General features: G+C 41.2%; 15 protein-coding genes. 10 read left to right on the top strand and 5 right to left on the bottom strand.

Features of this window, described 5'->3' with window-relative positions:
• Window position 1 precedes the first annotated feature (1 nt).
• Together G509_RS0116500 and G509_RS0116505 are read left to right on the top strand one after the other, a co-directional pair.
• Complete coding sequence (locus tag G509_RS0116500) at window positions 2-529, top strand: DUF6452 family protein (protein WP_131450700.1); 528 nt, start codon at window positions 2-4, stop codon at window positions 527-529.
• Window positions 501-1304, top strand: a complete 804-nt coding sequence (locus G509_RS0116505) for a DUF6048 family protein (RefSeq protein ID WP_026992549.1) — start codon at window positions 501-503, stop codon at window positions 1302-1304. The genes G509_RS0116500 and G509_RS0116505 overlap by 29 nt, the downstream gene beginning before the upstream one ends.
• Window positions 1305-1411: 107 nt before the next feature.
• Here the strand turns inward: G509_RS0116505 and G509_RS0116510 are convergent, their stop codons facing one another.
• The 3 genes from G509_RS0116510 to G509_RS0116520 form a co-directional block, all read right to left on the bottom strand.
• Complete coding sequence (locus tag G509_RS0116510) at window positions 1412-3466, bottom strand: T9SS type A sorting domain-containing protein (protein ID WP_207382690.1); 2055 nt, start codon at window positions 3464-3466, stop codon at window positions 1412-1414.
• Between the two features lie 154 nt (window positions 3467-3620).
• Entirely contained in the window at window positions 3621-5789 is a 2169-nt protein-coding gene (locus G509_RS0116515; protein ID WP_026992551.1) for a T9SS type A sorting domain-containing protein, read from the bottom strand.
• Window positions 5790-6018: 229 nt separating this feature from the next.
• Window positions 6019-6684 (bottom strand): DUF4294 domain-containing protein, encoded by a 666-nt coding sequence (locus G509_RS0116520; RefSeq protein ID WP_026992552.1) that lies wholly within the window; start codon window positions 6682-6684, stop codon window positions 6019-6021.
• A gap of 80 nt (window positions 6685-6764) precedes the next feature.
• On the opposite strand from G509_RS0116520, the gene G509_RS0116525 reads away from it, so the two are divergent.
• From G509_RS0116525 to G509_RS0116545, 4 genes are all read left to right on the top strand, one after another.
• Entirely contained in the window at window positions 6765-7853 is a 1089-nt protein-coding gene (locus G509_RS0116525; RefSeq protein ID WP_026992553.1) for a M42 family metallopeptidase, read from the top strand.
• A 9-nt stretch (window positions 7854-7862) separates the two neighbouring features.
• On the top strand, window positions 7863-8510 hold the full coding sequence (locus tag G509_RS0116530) for a hypothetical protein (RefSeq protein ID WP_026992554.1): 648 nt from the start codon (window positions 7863-7865) through the stop codon (window positions 8508-8510).
• A gap of 142 nt (window positions 8511-8652) precedes the next feature.
• Complete coding sequence (locus G509_RS0116540) at window positions 8653-9561, top strand: DnaJ C-terminal domain-containing protein (RefSeq protein WP_026992555.1); 909 nt, start codon at window positions 8653-8655, stop codon at window positions 9559-9561.
• Between the two features lie 2 nt (window positions 9562-9563).
• Window positions 9564-9863: a chaperone modulator CbpM gene (locus tag G509_RS0116545; protein WP_026992556.1), complete on the top strand. Its 300-nt coding sequence runs from the start codon at window positions 9564-9566 to the stop codon at window positions 9861-9863.
• An 88-nt stretch (window positions 9864-9951) separates the two neighbouring features.
• On the opposite strand, the gene G509_RS0116550 is transcribed toward G509_RS0116545, so the two are convergent.
• Window positions 9952-11574, bottom strand: a complete 1623-nt coding sequence (locus tag G509_RS0116550) for an ABC-F family ATP-binding cassette domain-containing protein (RefSeq protein ID WP_026992557.1) — start codon at window positions 11572-11574, stop codon at window positions 9952-9954.
• Window positions 11575-11719: 145 nt separating this feature from the next.
• On the opposite strand from G509_RS0116550, the gene G509_RS0116555 reads away from it, so the two are divergent.
• Window positions 11720-13111: a TlpA family protein disulfide reductase gene (locus tag G509_RS0116555; protein WP_026992558.1), complete on the top strand. Its 1392-nt coding sequence runs from the start codon at window positions 11720-11722 to the stop codon at window positions 13109-13111.
• Window positions 13112-13243: 132 nt separating this feature from the next.
• On the opposite strand, the gene G509_RS23445 is transcribed toward G509_RS0116555, so the two are convergent.
• Window positions 13244-13489 (bottom strand): hypothetical protein, encoded by a 246-nt coding sequence (locus G509_RS23445; RefSeq protein ID WP_131450701.1) that lies wholly within the window; start codon window positions 13487-13489, stop codon window positions 13244-13246.
• Between the two features lie 1256 nt (window positions 13490-14745).
• On the opposite strand from G509_RS23445, the gene uvrA reads away from it, so the two are divergent.
• From uvrA to G509_RS0116570, 3 genes are all read left to right on the top strand, one after another.
• Window positions 14746-17574, top strand: coding sequence for an excinuclease ABC subunit UvrA (gene uvrA / locus G509_RS0116560; protein WP_026992559.1), 2829 nt, complete (start codon window positions 14746-14748; stop codon window positions 17572-17574).
• A 111-nt stretch (window positions 17575-17685) separates the two neighbouring features.
• On the top strand, window positions 17686-18411 hold the full coding sequence (locus G509_RS0116565; protein ID WP_026992560.1) for an LOG family protein: 726 nt from the start codon (window positions 17686-17688) through the stop codon (window positions 18409-18411).
• Window positions 18412-18538: 127 nt separating this feature from the next.
• Entirely contained in the window at window positions 18539-21370 is a 2832-nt protein-coding gene (locus G509_RS0116570; RefSeq protein ID WP_316931087.1) for a gluzincin family metallopeptidase, read from the top strand.
• The last annotated feature ends 201 nt before the right edge of the window (window positions 21371-21571 follow it).

Raw genomic sequence — 21571 nt, forward strand, 5'->3', positions numbered from 1 at the left:
TATGAAAAGATTAATAGCTTCTGTAGCTTTACTGCTCGCGCTTTCCTGTTACATGGTAAGTTGCGAAAAAGACGACATTTGTGCCGAAGGTACTGCTACTACGCCAAGCCTTGTGGTGGAGTTTTACGATAAATCTGATGAGGCTACCTTAACCAATGTAAACGGGCTTAAATACTTTGTAGAGGGCATGACAGATACCATTAGCCCGGGATCTGTAAGTTCTATAAGGGTGCCGTTGCGTGTAGATGCTACAAGCACCAAATGGGGCTTTGTGTACTACAGGCCCAATACCTCTTTGGTTACCCCTAACACCGATTTTTTAGAATTTAAATACATACCGCGTACCGAATATGTATCGCGTGCGTGTGGCTATAAAACGCTTTTTACTTTAGACTTGCCTGCTGCCGGGGCACCTAACCCGGTGTTAACCAATGGTACCGATGCCACATCTTTATGGATAGACCATGTAGATGTAATAACTCCTAATATAGAAAACGAAGATGACGTACATATCAAGATCTATTTTTAGCCTGTTATTGTGTGTGTCGTTTTCGGCATTTGCCCAAGATCCAACAGAGCTGCAGGTTACGCCTCAAAATCAAACCCAGCAGCCTGCAGATACCGTTACCCCTGTCAGGATAGAGCGCTATGGTATCCGTGTGGGTATCGATTTGCACAGCCTTAGCCGTTCTTTTTACAATACCGACCATAAAGGCCTGGAACTGGTGGCTGATTACCGCCTGTCTAAAAAATATTATGCTGCCGCAGAAATTGGCAACGTAGATTATACTAAAGATGAAGCACAGCTAAACTTTACCACCAAGGGCAGTTACATTAAAGCAGGTATAGATATTAACGCTTACGATAACTGGCTGGATATGGAAAACATGGTGTACATTGGGTTTAGGTACGGTTTTGCCACCTTTAGCCAAAACCTTAACTCGTATAAAATATACCAAAACTCTGATGCGCTTGGCACAGCAGACGATCAGGCCAATTATTTTGATGATGTTACCGTAAACGCCAATCAAAAATACAGCAGCCTTACTGCCCAATGGGCAGAGGTTGTAGCCGGCCTTAAGGCAGAAATTTTTGACAATCTGTATATTGGTGCAAGCATTAGGCTAAACTATTTAATATCAAACAAAAAGCCCGATACTTTTGACAACCTGTACATTCCGGGTTTTAACCGTACGTACGATGGTAGCTTTGGAGTAGGGTTTAATTACACGCTGTCGTATTTTATTCCATTCTATAAAAAGCAAAATACCCCTGTATTTAAAGAGGCTAAGAAAAAAGGCTAATCCTTCGGCAAAAGCCATGCTTTAGAAATTTGATTCCTTAAAAAATAAAAAACCGGCATACATGTATGCCGGTTTTTGTTCCTAAAAAATTTAGATTTTTTGCTTTTTTAATTAATCATTAATCTTTTAGTAATATTTGTGCTGTTGGCATTTACCGTTACAAAGTAAACACCTGTTTTTAAAGCCGATACATCTAAACTGGCCTGTGTGCCGCTTATGGCCGATGTTTGTACGGTTTTACCCAATACATCTGTAATGGTTATGTTAGAATTTACAGCATTTTGCATTTGCAGCACTACCCTGCCCGATGCCGGGTTAGGATATAATACAAAGCTGTTAGCATTTACATTTTTAACCGATGCCACATTTTGTACCGTTGTAGTGGCTGTATTAGTTGCAACAAACGGATTGTAATCAAAATAAATATTGGCCTGGCCCGTCATTACATCGCCTAAGCTAACGGTATTTTTAGGCTTAACCCTAAAGGTTACAAAACCGTGGCTTTCCGGCTCGTTGGCATCTTCATATGCTAAGTTGATATCTTCAAAAAAGAATTCAATATCACTACCTGTACGATTGGCCTGAAACGTATGGCTGCCTGCTATAGGTTCAAACGTATCAAAGTCAAGGTTTTCGTTAAGCAGTGTTTCCAACCTCACAAAAGTAGCATTGGCATTGCCTGTATTTTGAAAACGGATGGTATAGTGCAGGTAATTATTAGCCTGATCTTCTGTAATAAATTCGCCTTCGTGTACCGTAATATCATTAGGGTCGAAAGAGCTTACAATTTGCTTATTAAGTACAGAGGTATTATTGGCTGTATCAATATCGTTAGCTAATGGTGTAATACCGGCAATAAAATTAAGTATCTCGCTGCTAACAGCTGTGGTACTTACATTAAAGGTTAATGTTACGGTACGGGTTTCAAAAGGCTGCAAATCGGTATAATCTAAAGCTAACAAATTGGCAGATTGTGTAACTTCCGGCTGTGCACTGCTAAGGGTAAGTTTAGAGTTATCAAATTGTAGCGTTACCGAACCACTCTCGGTATATGTGCCAATATTTTTATAGGTTATCAGGTAGGTTGCGGCAAAACCGGGAACATTATTACTGGTAGAAATAACTGTTACCTTTAAATTGTGGTTAGGCTCCGGCTGGGTAAGGCAAAAATTAGTATCATCATAATTACCCGGAAATGTAAGGGCGTATTGCAGGGGTGTGCCAATTAATCCTTCATCATAATTATCGCTAATGGTAACGGTTGCATTACCGTTACCAACATTATTAAATGAGTAATAACCGTAATTATTTGTAAATGTAAAATAGCTAATACCATTTTGCTGGTATACTACGGGTACATAAGAAAGAGACGTACTATTTGTGGTACAACCTGAACCATTAGCATCTAACCTTGCGTAACCAGATAATGTATTATACATACATTGCTCTACCACTAATGTAAGTGGTAAAATAATAGTACAATCATCTAAAAATAAACTCACATATATGGTTGCAGTGGCAGATGTATAATTGTTTATATTTAATATCATCGGGAATCCCTCTTGTGCCTCAACCTCTGTTGGATAAAAAGCCATGTCCAGATATCCGTAAGCATTGTAAATTTCCGGAGCTATAAGTTCAAGGTCAAAAACACCAATGCCATCGTTATTATAATCACACCCTGTTAATGCAGACAGTACCAAATTATTACCTTCGCTTAAAATAGTAACGGTAAAAGTATCCTGATCAGAGCATGGCACAATTTCTTTATAGATGTATATAGTTTGTGTAGTAGTAATTACAGTACCGGCAGGTAGTACAGTACCCGTACCGTTAGGGCCTGTAAAATAAGTACCATTGTTAATTGCTTCTAATGTATACGATGTGCAGGCCACCGTATTAGGGAGGCTGCTAACACTCGCGTCTATCCAATTTATATAAAATGATGTTATGGCAAATGTCTCGTCTAATAAACTTGTAACCCTTATAGTTATTTCCTGATTTTCTGATACTATAGGAAAAAAAACTTCCGGGTTAGCAATCGCAAATTGATCGTTAACCGCATTATCCTCAGTTTCATAATATTCTACGGTAAAATTATTCGGATCCTGGCCACCCAGCGTTATGGCTGTTTGTACGGTAAGGTCAAAATTATTGGGCATACATTCCGTAAGGTTGGGTACCGGATTAGCTACTGTCTGCGCAAAATTTTTAAATCCGAAAAAAGATAAAATAACAAGAAAGAGTAATTTTTGTTTCATGGGGAATATGGAGATAAATTATAAGCCCCACAAAATGTGGGGCTTATTTAGGCTTTTATTTAATTACCAATTTTTTAGTAGTGTTGCTTCCGTTAGCGTTTACCGTTACAAGGTATACACCCGTTTTTAAAGCAGATACATCTAAATTGGCCTGCGCACCGTTAATGGCCGATGTTTGTACGGTTTTACCCAGTACATCGGTAATGGTTACAGTGGCATTTACGGCGTTTTGCATTTGCAGCACTACCCTGCCCGATGCCGGGTTTGGATACAGCACAAAGCTATTGGCATTGATGTTTTTAACCGATGCAACATTTTGCACCGTTGTAATAGCAGTGTTGGTAGCCACAAGCGGATTAAAGTCGAAATAAATGTTGGCCTGTGCCGTCATTTCATCGCCCAATGCTACAGTTGCTTTCGGTTTAATTTTAAAGTTTACAAAACCATGGCTTGCCGGCTCGTCGGCATCTTCAAAAGCTAAGTTGATATCATCAAAAAAGAATTCTAAAGACGTACCCACACGGTTGGTTACAAAATTATGGCTGCCGCCCATTGGCTGAAACGTATCAAAATCAAGGTTTTCGTTAAGCAGTGTTTCAATTCTTACAAAGGTTGCATTGGCAGTACCCATATTCTGGAAACGGATGGTATAATGCAGGTAGTCATCGGCCTGCTCCTCTGTAATAAATTCGCCTTCCCTTACAGTGATGTCATTCGGGTCGAAAGAACTTACTACAGTTGTAGTAGCGGTACAGGTATTATTATCAGGATTTTCGTCGTCAAGCGGACTAACTGTAGCTTCAAAGGCAAGTAAATCTCCCAGAACTGCGGTAGTAGCTACCGTAAAGTTTACATAAATGTACTGTGTTTGAAACGGGAGCAGGTTATTGTAAGCAAAAGATAACTGGTTGCCGCTAAGCGTTGCAGCATAGTTAGAATAGGTATAAGTAAGGTTATCGGCATCAAAAGATAGTGTTACATTGCCTGTAGGTATTGCAGCACTACCTGTGTTTTGAACGGCAATAACATAAGTTGCAGTAAAGCCCGGTACAAAAGAGGTATATGCGTAGGTATACACACTTGCATCTATAGTGGTTTGCTGCTCCGTAAGGCAAAAATTCACATCATCTTCATTACCCGGAAAAGTAAAGCTATAGCTTTGAGGAGCCACCGTAGTTGTAAAAGGATAAGAAGTATAGGCATAAACGGTAATATCACCATCGGGTACGTTTAAAAAGCTGTAGGCACCATTTGCATCGGTAGTGGTAAAATAGTAATTATTATTGTTGGTATAGTAAACGGTTATATTAGATGCAGCCACATCGGCATCGGTACAGCCATTATCATCGCCATCGTAGCGTATTACACCGGCAATGGTATTATCGGTAACACAAGGTTCTGCTATCAGCAGTAAAGGCTTTATAGATACGCAGTCCTGGGCTGTAACCCTTACATAAATGGTTTGCTGGTTAGGTGTTGTGTTAGTATAAACATAATCCCATATCTGGTTAACATCATTTTCGGCATCGGCCTGTGTTTCAAACAATTGAATATTAATATCAGGATAGCCCGGATAAGATGACCATATATAGTTTAACTGCTCTTCAAGATAAAAAACAGCATAACCGTCAAAATCAGCATCGCAAACCGAAATTGGGTCAAAATTTACATCGGGCAGCGATCCGGCAACCGTAATAGTAAAAGGCCACTCATTACTGCAAATACCGGTTTGTACGCCATAAATTGTTTGCGTAGAGGTAATTACTGTACCGCCCGGCACAACTGTGCCTGTAGCGTTTGGCCCGGTATAAAAAGTAATGGCAGGCCACGATATTGTAGGCAGTTCGTAGCTTTGGCAAACCGTTACGTTGGCCCACGGTGTAAATATGGTAGTCCAGCTTACATTAAAGCTTGTAATATCAAAATCGCCGGTTGTGTTGTTGGTTACCTTTAAAAATAGCTCATCGTTAGTAGTGGCATAATAGGCTACAGGGTTAGCAATGGCATTAGTACCGGCCTGGGCGTTAGCCTCGGTATGATAATACGTAACCGTATAACCGGTTGGCGACTGGTTGCCCAAAGCTATTGGATTTTGTACTGTTAAGTCAAACACGCCGCTGTTAGCGCACAGTGATAGATCGGGCACCGGATAGGCCGTTGCCTGTGCAAAACCCTGCAAGCAAAACAGGGCAAAAAATGCAATTAGGAGTAGTTTCTTTTTCATAAGGTAAAATGTATAATTTTTTTAGTTAAAACATTTTTCTTATTAAAAACCCTACTTCTATTTTAAATCAAAGTCACAAAATATTTAATATAATGTAGAAAATGCCATGTTGATTTTACAATAAACCAATAAAGATCAGAATACTATATAATAATACACTTTTGTATAAATTACTGCAAACAAAAAGTCTCCCGTTAAGGAGACTTTAATATTTAATAGGAAATAAGGCTTACCCTTCCTGCTTTTTATTCTTGTTCTTTTCGCGCCAGGCATGTGTTAGCGCTTTGTAATCTATTTTAAAGGCAGGGTCCTGCTTTTGCAATTTATGTTCCTGAAACGCTTTAATTAAAAAGCCCTCAATCATATAGTCTTCTGCAACGGTTGCAGGGTTGTAAGTAGTTTTTAAGTTAATATTGAACACCTTGGCTACCCTGTTAGACCAAAAGGCTTTCCAGCCGCTCTTATGCTCTTTTATCAAATCGAATGTAGACGTGCCCGTTTGCCTGTAAATTAGCTTAACCAATATCTGGCCCTCTTTGCGCGATAGTTTTTTAAGCTGTGCTTCAAACTCATCTTCAAGGTACTTTTCTACAATTTTGGCGTATTTTTTTTTCTCCTTATCAGTTTTAAGCTTAGACATGTTTACGCTAAGCATAGTAAGCCTGTCGGCAGCTATTTTAGCATACGGGTACACTTTTAGCGTACGCCTGCGCAAAGCCGACAGCAGTGCTTTATCAGCGTCTGACAGACTGTCTTTAACGTTAGATATTACAATTTCCTGCAACTGCATGCTAAAGGCAATACTGTCTTGCACAATACTGTCTTTTACAGACACCTGGGCTTCAATACCCAATGTAGCCAGGAGGAAAAATGCAAAACAAAGAGTGACTTTCATCTTCAAAAATTTATGTCAAAATTATGCAATTATACATAACTCTGTAATGTTATTTATAATTTAGCCGAAAATTAAATTATATGTCATCAAAAACCATACTAAACGATGCTTCTTTAACCTTTTTAGAGAACTATTTAAATAATGCATCGCCTACAGGCTACGAGTCGGCAGGACAAAAACTGTGGATGGAATACCTTACACCTTACGTAGATACCTTTATTACCGATACCTATGGCACTGCTGTGGGCATTATAAACCCCGATGCACCTTATAAAGTTGTAATTGAAGGGCATAGCGATGAAATTTCGTGGTACGTAAACTATATTACCGATAACGGACTGGTATATGTTATTCGCAACGGTGGCAGCGACCACATGATCGCTCCTTCTAAGCGTGTAAACATTCATACCAAAAACGGCATTGTTAAAGGTGTTTTTGGATGGCCGGCCATACATACCCGTAACCGCGGTAAAGAAGAGCCTGCTAAAATTGAGACTATTTTTATAGACCTTGGCTGCAATACTAAAGAAGAGGTTGAAAAACTGGGCGTGCACGTGGGCTGCGTTATTACCTACCCGGATGAGTTTATGGTACTAAACGAAAACAAATTTGTGTGCCGCGCCATAGATAACCGTATTGGTGGCTTTATGATTGCCGAAGTTGCCCGTTTGCTTAAAGAAAACGGTAAAAAACTGCCTTTTGGTTTGTACATAACCAACTCCGTTCAGGAAGAGGTTGGACTTCGTGGTGCCGAGATGATTACCCAGACCATTAAGCCGAACGTAGCTATTGTTACCGATGTTTGCCACGACAGCACTACCCCAATGATAGAAAAACGTATTGAAGGCGATACCCAGATTGGTAAGGGTCCGGTTATTACATACGCTCCCGCAGTACAAAACAACCTGCGCGAACTTATTTTAGATACGGCCCATAAAAACGAAATTCCGTTTCAGCGCCTGGCGTCAAGCCGCGTAACAGGTACCGATACCGATGCTTTTGCTTACAGCAATGGCGGTGTGGCATCGGCACTTATATCGTTGCCATTGCGCTACATGCACACAACAGTTGAGATGGTGCACCGTGAGGATGTAGAGAATGTTATTAAACTTATCTACGAAACACTTTTAAACATACAGACCGAAGAAACGTTTTCTTATTTTAAATAGGAAGTTACAATGGATAGTCACGATTTGTATAAAAATAAGTTTAATAGAGAACTTGATAGGCGTAATCAATTAGACAATGCTATTAATGCTCCTGTTTTAGGAATAACTATTGTCATAACTTTAAATTCTTATTTAATTGAAAAGATAGGTTTTAAAGCCGATAATCACATGATTACAACTCAATTAATATTTCTTTCTATCATAAGTATAACAATAATCTTTTCTCTGTTTTTTCTATTTTTATCATATAATAATCTATTCAAAGGATTTAACTATAAGAATTTTGGATTACTTCAGGAATATAGAAATTATGAAAAAGAATTAGAAGCCTATAACATAACTCATTCATCTGAAAATTCACAGACTTTTGAACAAAATATTGTTAATAAAATTATAGAATTAGCTGATAATCATACGCATATTAATGACAAAAGAGCATTAAATTTGTATAGATCAAAGACATTTACTATTTTTTCGTTGATTATAACAGTTGTGTTTTTAGGAATATTTGCAATAAATTCAGTAATAATCATGGATGAAGACAACAGGCCTGCTACAGTGCCAACAACGCCTCCACAAATTTCAAGGCCTGAACCGCCAAGAATGCCAGTGGATAGAATTGAGAAAGGTGAAGACTTTTTTCCCCTTACTAAATAATTTAAATCCCGCATACTCAACGTTTGCGGGATTTTTTTTGGTGCCTGGTTAAAAAATTTATAAAACCGGTATTATTGCCGTTAATGCGCTGTTTTAGACGGTAATATTTTGTAAATTTATATACCAAAATAGCAGTACACTAATGGAGTTTATAGATTATTACAAAGTGTTGGGCATAGATAAAAGCGCTACACAACCACAAATAAAAACGGCTTATAAAAAGCTGGCCCGCAAGCTGCACCCCGATCTTAACCCGGACGATAAAGAGGCTAACAAAAAATTTCAGCAGCTCAATGAGGCCAATGCCGTGCTAAGCGACCCCGATAAAAGGGCTAAGTACGATAAATACGGCAAAGACTGGGAGCGTGGCGAAGAGTACGAAAAATATGAGCAAGCTCAGCAGGGGCAAAGGCAGAGCTATGGTGGCGGACAGGCATCTGGCGGGTTTGGTGGCGATTTTGAGGGCGGCGACTTCTCTAACTTTTTTGAGTCGATGTTTGGCCAGCAGTCTCGCGGGCGCAGCAGGGCGCAATACAAAGGGCAGGATTATAATAGCACTGTATCGCTTACGCTACAGGAGGCTGCCACTACCCACAAACAGACATTTAGCGTAAACGGCAAAAGCATCAGGATTACCGTACCTGCCGGTGTTACAGATGGGCAGACTATAAAACTGGCCAATCAGGGCGCACCGGGCAGCAGTGGAGGCCCCAATGGCGATTTGTACATTACCTTTTCTGTAGCCAACTCGGCGCAGTTTAAACGCGTGGGCGATGACTTATATACTATTAAAGAAATAGACCTATATACCGCCGTGCTGGGTGGCGAAATACTGGTACCTGTTTTAGATGGTACCCTAAAGCTAAATGTGGAACCAGGAACGCAAAACGGTGCCAAAGTGCGGTTAAAGGGCAAAGGTTTCCCTATCTATAAGAAAGAGGGCGAATATGGCAACCTTTATGTAACCTACCAGGTTAGCATCCCGACAAATTTAACCGATAAGCAAAAGGATTTATTTAATGAGCTTGCCGCTATCTCTAAAACTAACTAATTATGGAAAGCAACGATTTCGATTTAATACCGGTGCAGACTGTTTACCTGCACTACCATATAGAGGCCGCATTTTTTACATCGTTATACGAATTGCAACTGGTTGAAATTACTACGGTGAACGATGCACAATACATAGCTGTAAACCATCTGCCACAGGTAGAAAAGCTTATACGCCTGCACAGCGATTTTAACCTGGATGCCGATGCCTTAGCAGTAGCAGCCCATTTGCTGGAAAAAGTAGATGGCCTGCAAAATGAGGTTAATTTACTGCGCAGTAAGCTAAAACTATACGAAGACTAAACGAGAATAGTATTAAAACAAAAAATCCCGTAAGCGCACTGCTTACGGGATTTTTGATATTTATGTCCGTCAACTAATAACTGTCAACTTAGTTGTACATCTTCTTTCTCAGTTCCTGTACTTTTTCATCGTCAAGATATTCATCAAATGTCATGTGGCGGTCTATAACCCCGTTAGGCGTAAGTTCTAACACGCGGTTGGCAACAGTTTGCGCAAACTCATGATCGTGTGTTGTAAACAGCACAGACCCTTTAAAGTTCTTAAGTGAGTTGTTAAACGCCGTAATACTCTCAAGGTCTAAGTGATTGGTAGGCTCATCCAGCATTAATACGTTGGCACGCATCATCATCATGCGGCTTAGCATACAACGCACTTTTTCACCACCCGATAATACCCTGCCGGTTTTAAGGGCTTCCTCTCCACTAAAAATCATCTTACCTAAGAAACCACGAAGATATACCTCGTCGCGCTCTTCCTCAGTTTTAGCCCACTGGCGCAGCCAGTCAACCAGGGTAAGGTCGTTTTCAAAAAACGAATGGTTATCTCCCGGAAGGTACGACTGTATGGTTGTAATACCCCAATCGAACGTACCTCCATCGGGCTGTAGGTTGCCGTTTAGTATTTCGTAAAAGGCAGAAGAAGCACGGCTATCTTTAGAGAAGATAACCACTTTATCGCCTTTATTCATATTAAGGTCTACGTTTTTAAACAATAGCTCGCCATCTATAGAAGCGCTAAGGTCTTTAACGTTAAGAATCTGGTCTCCTGCCTCACGCTCCTGGTCAAAAATAATGGCCGGGTAACGGCGGCTTGATGGTTTAATATCGTCAACCTTAAGCTTTTCGAGCATTTTTTTACGGCTTGTAGCCTGTTTGGATTTAGCAACGTTGGCACTAAATCGCATAATAAACTCCTGTAGCTCTTTCTTTTTTTCATCGGCTTTCTTGTTCTGCTGGGCACGTTGTCTTGCAGCAAGCTGGCTCGACTCGTACCAGAACGTATAGTTACCAGAGTATTGGTTTATCTTACTAAAGTCGATATCAGATATATGCGTACAAACAGCATCTAAAAAGTGCCTGTCGTGGCTTACTACAATTACGGTATTATCATAATTTGCCAGGAAATTTTCTAACCAGTTAATGGTTTCAAAATCCAGGTCGTTGGTAGGCTCATCCATAATAAGCACATCGGGGTTGCCAAATAAGGCCTGTGCCAATAGCACCCTAACTTTAAGCTTACCATCAAGGTCGCCCATTAATGTATAGTGGTAATCTTCGGTAATGCCAAGGCTCGATAGCATTGCAGCAGCATCAGAGTCAGCATTCCAGCCGTTCATTTCCTCAAAAATTACCTGAAGCTCTCCTACCCTGTCGGCATCTTTATCAGAAAAATCTGGCTTTAAATAAATATCATCCATCTCTTTCTTAACCGCAAAAAGCGTTTTATTACCCATCATAACGGTCTCTAAAACAGTGTTTTCGTCGAACATATTGTGGTTCTGGTTAAGAACGCTCATACGTTTGCCCGGCTCTAAATGCACGTGGCCCGATGTAGGGTCTATATCGCCTGCAAGTATTTTAAGAAAAGTAGACTTTCCGGCACCGTTGGCACCAATTATACCATAGCAGTTGCCCTGGGTAAAACTCGTGTTTACTTCGTCGAATAAGATTCGTTTACCAAACTGTACCGATAAATTTGAAACTGATAGCATTGTAAAAATTTTTGCAAAAGTATAAAATTTAATGCACATTTACAGCTTCTAATAATATTAGGCGGGCACTGTTTATTTTAACGGTATTTTAACAACATTAACAACTTATTAAAAATATTTTTGCCATACACACTAAATTACCTTAATGCATAACTTTACTAAAGCCTGTTTACTGTTTTCTGTGTTGCTAATGCTCTGTTCGTGCAGCAAAGAACAAAATTATACGGCCTATTTTGGCGGCCAGGTGGTTAACCCCCGCACCCCCTATGTTATTTTTAGTAAAGACAATAAGGTTATAGATACTATAAAACTGGATAAAGACAACCGGTTTTTTGTCAAATTCGATTCGCTATCGCCTGGGCTATACAGCTTTAAGCACGACCCCGATTACCAGTATGTTTATTTTGACCGTAATGATAGCCTGATGGTATCCATCAACACGGCCGATTTTGACCAGTCGATTGTTTTTAGCGGCCGCGGAGAGGCCAAAAACAATTTTATGATGGAATTGTTTATACAGCAGGAAACCGATCGCCACAAGGCTTACGACTTTTATAACTATGATTATGAAAGATTTAGAAAAGCAATAGATTCTACTTACAATCTTAGGGAGGCATTCTATAAACAAAATAAGGAGACTATTAAATGGAGCGAAGGTTTTGACTTTTATGCCCAGCAGCGCGTTAAGCTTAACTACTATACTAAAAGAGAATACTACCCCTATGTACACGCCCGCCGTACCGGCGAAGAGATAAAATCTAAACTGCCTAAAGACTTTTATGCCTACCGTAAAACGCTGAATTTTAACGATGCACGCCTAACCGACTTTTCGCCATTCCAAAGATATTTGACGGCTATGCTTAATAATATGGCCATTACCCGCAGCTATAAAAACGGTAACGTTCAGGAGGATGCGCTGCGCGATAACATCAACAAGCTCAATATTGCCGACTCGATGTTTGGAAAGAATGAGGGTATTAAAAATGATGTGCTTAACAACATTGCCTTTAACTACTTACTTGAAGACCAGAACATTGTAAATAACCAAAAGTTCTTAGAGCGCTACCTGCAACTATCTACAGATAACAGCCCCGATAACGAGATCAAGAAAATTGGCAATGCCATAAAACAGCTTAAAGAGGGCAACAAACTACCGGCTATTGCCTTGGTAGACAGCACCAATAAGGCTTTTGATATTGACAACGATATCAAAAAAGAAACCGTAATTTTCTTTTGGACAAGCTGTGCCCGCGCACACCTTTTAAACGTGTACCAGCGTGTGGAAGAGCTTAAAAAACAGCACCCTAACGTACATTTTATAGGCGTTAACGTTGATAACGATACCGAGTGGAAAAAGACCATGGGGCTTTACAATTTTGATGCGGCCCAACAACTGCGAACTACTGATTTTGCGGCACTTAGAAACAAATGGGTGTTTACCAAAATTAACCGTACCATTGTTTTAAATTCTAACGGCACTATTAAAAACGCCTTTACTAACTTACTGGATACCAGGTTTGAAGAGTTTTTAAAATAGGGTTTTATGTCGCATTAAACCTGCGTCTGAAAATGTATAAATCTAACAATCCTGAAAGGTATATTCATACAAAAGGCTGCCCATATTTAGGCAGCCTTTTGTATTGTATAAATGCTAATTTATAGGTAATTACTACGCCATTATTCTTGGGTAGAATACGGTGCACATCATACCTTCGCTTGCTTTGTTTGGGTGTGCGCAATGCTCTGTCTGGAACTTGGCACATTTTAAACAATCTGATTCTCTGCTTAATACGGCGCGAAACTCATAAGCCTGGCAGGCTTGTGTCTCGGCAGTAACTATTTCGTGTACGTTGCATAACTGCCCTTTTACATGGTGATCGCAGTTACCACAACAATTTGCTAATTTAATATCCATAACGTTTTTCTTTTGTCGATTAGTAATAGAACAAATTTAAGCAGAATAAATGTTAGAGAAATTCTAAATAACTGTATTTGAGCTATTTATAAATAGACCGTTTATAAATAAGGTAGGTAAAAACCTAATCTGCAATAGTTTGCATATCGGCTTTATGATGCCCTTAACATGGAACGCGGATGCACGGATGCTGCGCAATCGCTGATTTTATATATTTAAATTTTGAAGGCACTGAACTCTGCTCCTGGGGTTTTTATCTCCGCACAAAAAAACAAAGTAAAAACCTACAATGTATATAAATTTAGCAGTATAAATATTACTTCCCTTTTTCTGCTTTGATAAAACAAGTATATACTGATAATCAAATTATTGTATTTTGATATTTCACTTTCGGATTTTGGAATGTGCCTTTTTTTTGCATTTTTATAAAAAGCTGCCAAGACAGCCGTGTATATACTTTACAGACCGCCTCCATGTCCAAAATTATCAATTTTTATTTACTGAAAGAATGGCTTCAGTACTACGGTTAGGGTTGTGTTGTAATTTTGTAGCCGAATGATGGGTAATGGAACGCGGATGACACGGATGCAAGCAATCGCGGATTTAACGGATTTGGTTTTCGCTTGGCAGTCCAATTAATAAGACAGATTGCCGCGCTGCGTTGCACTGCGCTCGCAAAGACGTTGCGTGAAGAGTAGCACGTACTATACCCGCGCAAGTCTTTGCGAGGAGGCACGACGAAGCAATCTCATCGTTGTATTTTATGGAACGCGGATGACACGGATGCAAGCAATCGCGGATTTAACGGATTTTTCATATATTGTCTTTGCAACGAAGTGTAGAAGCCCGAGTGAGATTGCCGCGCTCGGTTGCACTACGCTCGCAAGGACGTTGCGTGAAGAGTAGCACGTATTATACCCGTGCAAGTCTTTGCGAGGAGGCACGACGAAGCAATCTCATTATTGTGGCTCCCCGAGTGAGATTGCCGCGCTCCGTTGCACTACGCTCGCAAGGACGTTGCGTGAAGAGTAGCACGTATTATACCCGTGCAAGTCTTTGCGAGGAGGCACGACGAAGCAATCTATCAGCAATGCTTTAAAAACATTTCAAAATCAACTTTAATCCGCGTCATCCGCGCCCTCCTGAACGGCAAGGGCAGGTTCCATTATCACACAGTACAGTTTAACAATTTCTTACACAAGCCCCTCACATAAAAATAGCCCAAAATTGAGTACCTTTGCGTTTTGCACAAAAATATGTTAGACAGTACAGATAATATAGAGGTTTTAGGCGCCCGCGTCCACAACCTAAAAAACATAGATGTAACCATTCCTCGCGAAAAGCTGGTGGTTATAACGGGCCTTTCGGGGTCGGGTAAATCGTCGCTTGCGTTCGATACCATTTATGCCGAGGGGCAGCGCCGTTATATCGAAACATTTTCGGCCTACGCACGTCAGTTCCTGGGCGGGCTCGAGCGGCCCGATGTAGATAAAATAGACGGCCTTAGCCCGGTTATTGCCATAGAGCAAAAAACCACCAGCAAAAGCCCCCGCTCTACCGTGGGCACCATTACCGAGATTTACGACTTTTTGCGACTGCTCTACGCCCGTGGCGCCGACGCTTACAGTTACATGACCGGCGAAAAAATGGTGAGCTACAGCGACACCCAGATTAAAGACCTGATAATAGAAAAGTTTAACGGTAAGCGCATTAGCATACTGGCGCCCATTGTACGTTCGCGTAAGGGGCACTACCGCGAGTTGTTTGAGCAGGTTAGCAAGCAGGGCTTTTTAAAAGTGCGTGTAGACGGTGTTATTAAAGACATTGAAAGCGGCATGAAGCTGGACCGCTACAAAACCCACGATATTGAAACCGTGATAGACCGCATGGCTATTGATACCACGCCGGACACTGATAAACGCCTGGCCGACAGCATTAAAACAGCCATGTACCACGGCGAAGATGTTATGATGGTTATTGAGCAGGAAAGTGGTGAGGCGCGCTACTACAGCCGTAACCTAATGTGCCCAACATCGGGCATATCGTACCCAAACCCAGAGCCTAATAACTTTTCGTTTAACTCGCCAAAAGGGGCGTGCGATAATTGCAACGGCCTGGGCATTATAAACGAAATTAACGTTAAAAAAATAATTCCCAATCCTAAACTATCCATTAAACAGGGTAGTTTTGTGCCTTTGGGCGAATACAAAAACTCCTGGATCTTTAAGCAGTTAGAGGCCATTGGCGAAAAATACGACTTTAAGATTACCGATGCCATAGAGAAAATTCCGGCCGAGGCTATGGAGATGATCCTTAACGGCGGTAAAGAAAAATTTACGGTTACCAGCAAAACACTGGGCGTTAACCGCGAATATAAAATTGATTTTGAGGGCATTTCGGCCTTTATAAAAAACCAGTACGATGAAAGTGCCACAGCATCATTAAAACGCTGGGCAAAAGAGTTTATGGACGAGGTGCAATGCCCGGTTTGCCACGGCAGCCGCCTTAAAAAAGAGTCGCTTTACTTTAGGATAAACGGCCTTAATATTGCAGAGCTTTCGGCAATGGATATATCAGACCTGGCCGACTGGTTTGAGAGCCTGGACCAGAACCTGTCGGAAAAACAGAAGGTTATTGCTACCGAGATTATTAAAGAGATCAAGGCACGCCTTAGCTTTTTGGTAGATGTAGGTTTAAATTACCTGTCGCTTAACCGCGGGTCGGGCACGCTATCGGGTGGCGAGGCACAGCGTATAAGGCTGGCCACGCAAATTGGGTCGCAGCTTGTTGGGGTGCTTTATATTTTAGATGAGCCCAGCATTGGCCTGCACCAGCGCGATAACGAAAAACTGATACACTCGTTAGAGCAGCTGCGCGATATTGGCAACTCGGTTATTGTGGTAGAACACGATAAGGATATGATTGAACGTGCCGATTATGTAATAGACATTGGCCCTGCTGCCGGCCGTTTTGGCGGGCAGATAGTTAGCAAGGGCACCCCTGCCGAACTGCTTTTAGAACACACCCTTACGGCAGCGTACCTTAACGGCGAAAAAGAAATTGCCGTACCTAAAACACGCCGCCCGGGCAATGGCAAAACCCTTAAGCTTACGGGCGCAACGGGCAACAACCTTAAAAATGTTTCGGTAGAGTTTCCGTTGGGTAAAATGATATGCGTTACAGGGGTTTCGGGTAGTGGCAAGAGTACGCTTATAAACGGCACGCTCTACCCTATTTTAAATGCCCACTTTTTTAATGGCGTAAAAAAACCGGCTCCGTTTAAAAAAATCGAAGGCCTTGAGCATATCGATAAAGTTATAGATATCGACCAGAGCCCTATTGGCCGTACGCCACGCTCTAATCCGGCTACATATACCGAGGTGTTTAGCGAAATACGATCGCTCTTTACCCAAACGCCGGAGGCTATGATTCGTGGTTACAAACCCGGCCGTTTTAGCTTTAACGTAAGCGGTGGCCGTTGCGAAACCTGCGAAGGCAGTGGACTGCGCGTTATAGAGATGAACTTTTTACCCGATGTGTATGTGGAGTGCGAAACCTGCCAGGGCAAGCGCTTTAACCGCGAAACGCTTGAAATTAGGTACAAAGGCAAATCGATAAGCGATATACTGGAAATGACGGTAGATGAGGCGGTTCCGTTTTTTGAGAACATCCCAAAAATCTTCCGTAAAATAAAAACCATCCAGGATGTTGGGTTGGGTTATATTACCCTGGGCCAGCAAAGTACTACCCTTTCGGGAGGCGAGGCGCAGCGTATTAAATTGGCATCAGAGCTTTCTAAAAAAGATACCGGCAACACCTTTTATATTTTAGATGAACCCACAACGGGGCTTCATTTTGAAGATATCCGCGTGCTTATGGAGGTAATTAATAAACTGGTAGACAAAGGCAACACCGTGCTTATTATAGAGCACAATATGGATGTTATTAAGCTGGCAGACTACATTATAGACATTGGTTACGAAGGCGGCAAGGGCGGCGGACAGCTTATTGCGAAAGGAACTCCCGAGGAAGTAGCCAAAAACAAAAAGAGCTATACCGCTCATTTTCTTAAAAAAGAACTTTAAAAATTTAGCCACGAATTACACTAATAGACGAATTTTTTACTTCTGAATTTATATTCAAACAATATAAATTTGTGAAATTTGTGTAATTTGTGGCAAAAGAAAAATATTACAATGGCAAAAGAAACATACAGCAGCGACGACGAATGGATTAACGAAGGGCTTAAACAAAAGCCGTGGAGCGAAATAAGAAGTAACGATTCCTGGGCGATCTTTAAGATAATGTCGGAGTTTGTAAACGGTTTCGAAGCCATGTCGCGCATAGGGCCGTGTATCTCGTTATTTGGGTCGGCGCGCACCGCATCAGATAATAAATACTACCTGCTTGCCGAAGAAATTGCCGAGAAAATTGCCAATGCCGGCTACGGTGTTATTACAGGCGGTGGCCCCGGTATTATGGAGGCCGGTAACAAAGGCGCCAAGCGTGGTATAGCGCCATCGGTGGGGCTTAATATAGAGCTGCCTTTCGAACAGCACTTTAACCCCTACATAGACCACGACAAAAACCTAAACTTCGATTACTTTTTTGTGCGCAAAACCATGTTTGTAAAATACTCGCAGGGCTTTGTGGTTATGCCGGGAGGTTTCGGAACTTTAGACGAGTTTTTTGAAGCCGTTACCCTTATCCAGACCAAAAAGATAGCTAAATTTCCTATTATATTGGTAGGAACATCATACTGGAGTGGCCTTTTAGAGTGGGTAAAAAGCACCCTTATAAACGAGCACCACAACGCCAGCCCCGATGATCTTAACCTTATTAAACTGGTAGACACCGCCGATGAAGTGGTTGAAGTGATAGACAACTTTTACAAAAAATACAGCCTTAGCCCTAATTTTTAAAACCTGTTTTAATTTAACACAATACAAAGCAACCCATAGCGCATTTTTGTATCGTATATATAGTTATATTGTGGCACCAATTAAAAGCCATACAACGTTATATTATACAATTAATTTTAAGGCAATTTTGATCATAAAAACAAGGTTTTATTTACTGCTGTTACTGGCGTTTACAGGTGTGTTGCATGCCCAGCATTTAAACCGTATGGTTGTGCAGGCAGATTATGAGGCTAAAATGCTTAAGGTGCAGCAGCATATTGTTTACTTTAACCAAAGTACAGATACGCTTAACTACGTTATGCTTAACGACTGGAACAACGCCTATTCGGCTAAAACCACGCCGTTGGCAAAACGCTTTACCGATGAGTTTATCAAGGCCTTTCACCTTGCAAAAGACGAAGACCGCGGCTACACCAAAATATTTTCTATTGCAGACCAGAATGGGCTTAACCTTACCAGCAGCCGGCCCGATAATCATCCTGATATTGTAAAGGTGCAGCTTAAAAACCCCATTTACCCGGGGCAAAAGTTTACGCTTTCGCTTACATACGAGGTTAAATTGCCCAACAACCGCTTTACGCGTTTTGGTTTTGATGATAAAGAAAAAACCTTTAACCTAAAAGACTGGTACCTTACCCCTGCCCGCTACCACGATGGCTTTGTGCTGTACAGCAACGAAAATACCGAAGACATTGCCAACGCCGCCGCCGATTATAACCTTACCCTAAAAATACCCAAAGGCACCTTTGTTACTACAGATCTTCTTCAGGATAAAAGAACCTCGCAGGAGGGTATAGACGAGTATGTTTTCTCCGGTAAATCCATTACCAATTTTAATATGGTGCTCGAAACCAAAAACACATTCGAGGTTTTTAAAATTAATGGCATAGAGGTAAACTGCAACCTTAAAGACAACCGAACTACCGATATACAGCGTGCCGACCTGATTAACAGGGTCGTGAATTTTACTCAGGAAAACCTGGGCAATTACACCAACGGCAAAATACTGGTAACCCAGGCCGATTACGAGCGTAACCCCATGTACGGGCTTAATCAGCTGCCGTCGTTTCTTAGCCCTTTCCCTGATTCGTTTTTGTATGAGATAAAATTCCTCAAAACCTACCTTAACGCCTATCTTAAAAACACTTTAAAATTAGACCCGCGCAAGGATAACTGGATTTATGATGGTATCCAGATGCAGTTGATGATACGCTATATTAACGAGCATCACCCCGATAGTAAAATGATGGGGCAAATTGGGCAAATTGGCATTTTAAAAGGCTATAACCTGTTTAATATACCTTATAACGACCAGTACAACTACCTGTACCTGCTTATGGCGCGCCGAAACCTCGACCAGCCCATTGGCGACCCTAAAAACTCATTCATAAAATTTAACCAGCAAATTGCCGGCAAATACCGCGCGGGCCTAAGCTTTAGCTATCTGGACGATTATTTGGGTGGCGATGTTGTAAATCAATCGCTTAAGGAGTTTTACGCACTTAATGCATCAGCACAAAAAACGGACAGGGCCGATCTTGAAACCATTATTAAAAGCAAGACCGATAAAAATATCGACTGGTTTTTTGATACCGTTGTGGGCACCAGAGATTTGATAGATTACAAAATGGGCCGCGTTAAAAAAGATAACGACTCGCTACAGGTTACGCTTAAAAATGTTACGGGCACTAAGGTGCCGGTAGCTGTTTATGGGCTAAAAAAAGGCAATGTGGTGTACAAGCAGTGGTTTGATGGTTTTGAGGCCGACAGCACACTGACCATACCCCGCAACGATGCCGATAAGCTGGTGCTTAACTACAACAGCCTGATACCGGAGTACAACAAGCGCGATAACTGGAAACGCTTAAATAAGTTTTTCCCTAACGATAAGCCATTTAAATTCACGTTTTTCCAGGATCTTGAAAACCCTAAATACAACCAAGTATTTTATGTGCCGGCCTTTATATTTAATATTTACGATGGCTTTTCGCCGGGGTTCCGCATCCATAACAAATCGATGCTGGAAAAGCCCATTATCTTTGAGGCCAGCCCTACCTATTCTACCAAAACCGGCGAACTAATTGGCTCTATGTCGTTGCTTTACAACCATTATATTAGAGAAGAAGGCCTTTTTAACGTGCGCTACACACTTAGTGGCTCCACCTACCATTACACGCCCGATGCCCGTTACTTTAAGTTTACCCCGGCAGTGCAGTTCAGGATGCGTGATGACGATCTTCGTAAAAATAAAAAAGAGTTTATAATGCTAAGGCAGGTAACGGTAAACCGCGAAAAATCGGCCTTTGTACTAACCGATCAGCAAAACGAAAACTACTCGGTTTTTAACGCCCGCTACAGCAAATTCGATTCAGAAATTACCCGCCACTATAACTTTTATACCGATGTACAGATAGCCAATGCCTTTGGCAAACTATCGGGCGAGTTGCAGTTCCGCCGCCTGTTTAACGATAACAGGCAGGTAAACCTGCGCGTGTTTGCAGGTGCTTTTATGTACCGCAGCACCAGTTCGGAGTTTTTTAGTTTTGGACTCGACAGGCCAACCGATTATTTGTTCGACTACAATTACTACGGTAGGTCTGAAGATAAGGGCCTAATGAGCCAGCAGTTTATTATGGCCGAGGGTGGTTTTAAATCACGGTTTACAAACCAGTTTGCCAACCAGTGGATGACCACCGTAAATGGCAGTTTTAATGTGTGGAACTGGATAGAAATTTATGGCGATGCCGGTATGTTTAAAAACAAATACAGCGGCACTAAGTTTGTGTATGATAGTGGTATACGCCTTAATTTGGTTACCGATTATTTTGAGCTGTACTTTCCTATGTATTCTACCAACGGGTTCGAGCCCGGCCTTGGCAACTACAGCCAGCGCATACGTTTTGTGGTAACATTGCAGCCCAACACGCTGCTAAACCTGTTTACGCGTAAGTGGTTTTAAAACCGGCTTTATTGTGCACGCATAAAAAAATCACATACTGGTGCGCATTTGGCATTATATAACAGCAGTGCGGTTTTATGTTCAAAAAAATATACAAAATATACTTTTAAAGCACAATTGCTACGCAAAATGTATTTATGTAACGCATTGATTTTGTTTTATTGCTAAAAATACAATTCAAATTTTCGGCAATAATTTCCA

It is taken from the genome of Flavobacterium subsaxonicum WB 4.1-42 = DSM 21790 (genome assembly GCF_000422725.1).
Taxonomy (GTDB): domain Bacteria; phylum Bacteroidota; class Bacteroidia; order Flavobacteriales; family Flavobacteriaceae; genus Flavobacterium; species Flavobacterium subsaxonicum.

Bases quoted from the DNA above. Each gene is read 5' to 3' on its own strand.
- G509_RS0116525 (WP_026992553.1), top strand. From the start codon at position 6,765: ATGTCATCAAAAACCATACTAAACGATGCTTCTTTAACCTTTTTAGAG.
- G509_RS0116555 (WP_026992558.1), top strand. From the start codon at position 11,720: ATGCATAACTTTACTAAAGCCTGTTTACTGTTTTCTGTGTTGCTAATG.
- G509_RS0116500 (WP_131450700.1), top strand. From the start codon at position 2: ATGAAAAGATTAATAGCTTCTGTAGCTTTACTGCTCGCGCTTTCCTGT.
- G509_RS0116545 (WP_026992556.1), top strand. From the start codon at position 9,564: ATGGAAAGCAACGATTTCGATTTAATACCGGTGCAGACTGTTTACCTG.
- G509_RS0116505 (WP_026992549.1), top strand. From the start codon at position 501: ATGACGTACATATCAAGATCTATTTTTAGCCTGTTATTGTGTGTGTCG.
- G509_RS0116510 (WP_207382690.1), bottom strand. From the start codon at position 3,466: ATGCCCAATAATTTTGACCTTACCGTACAAACAGCCATAACGCTGGGT.
- G509_RS0116520 (WP_026992552.1), bottom strand. From the start codon at position 6,684: ATGAAAGTCACTCTTTGTTTTGCATTTTTCCTCCTGGCTACATTGGGT.
- G509_RS0116540 (WP_026992555.1), top strand. From the start codon at position 8,653: ATGGAGTTTATAGATTATTACAAAGTGTTGGGCATAGATAAAAGCGCT.
- G509_RS0116515 (WP_026992551.1), bottom strand. From the start codon at position 5,789: ATGAAAAAGAAACTACTCCTAATTGCATTTTTTGCCCTGTTTTGCTTG.
- G509_RS0116550 (WP_026992557.1), bottom strand. From the start codon at position 11,574: ATGCTATCAGTTTCAAATTTATCGGTACAGTTTGGTAAACGAATCTTA.
- uvrA (WP_026992559.1), top strand. From the start codon at position 14,746: ATGTTAGACAGTACAGATAATATAGAGGTTTTAGGCGCCCGCGTCCAC.
- G509_RS0116565 (WP_026992560.1), top strand. From the start codon at position 17,686: ATGGCAAAAGAAACATACAGCAGCGACGACGAATGGATTAACGAAGGG.
- G509_RS0116530 (WP_026992554.1), top strand. From the start codon at position 7,863: ATGGATAGTCACGATTTGTATAAAAATAAGTTTAATAGAGAACTTGAT.
- G509_RS23445 (WP_131450701.1), bottom strand. From the start codon at position 13,489: ATGGATATTAAATTAGCAAATTGTTGTGGTAACTGCGATCACCATGTA.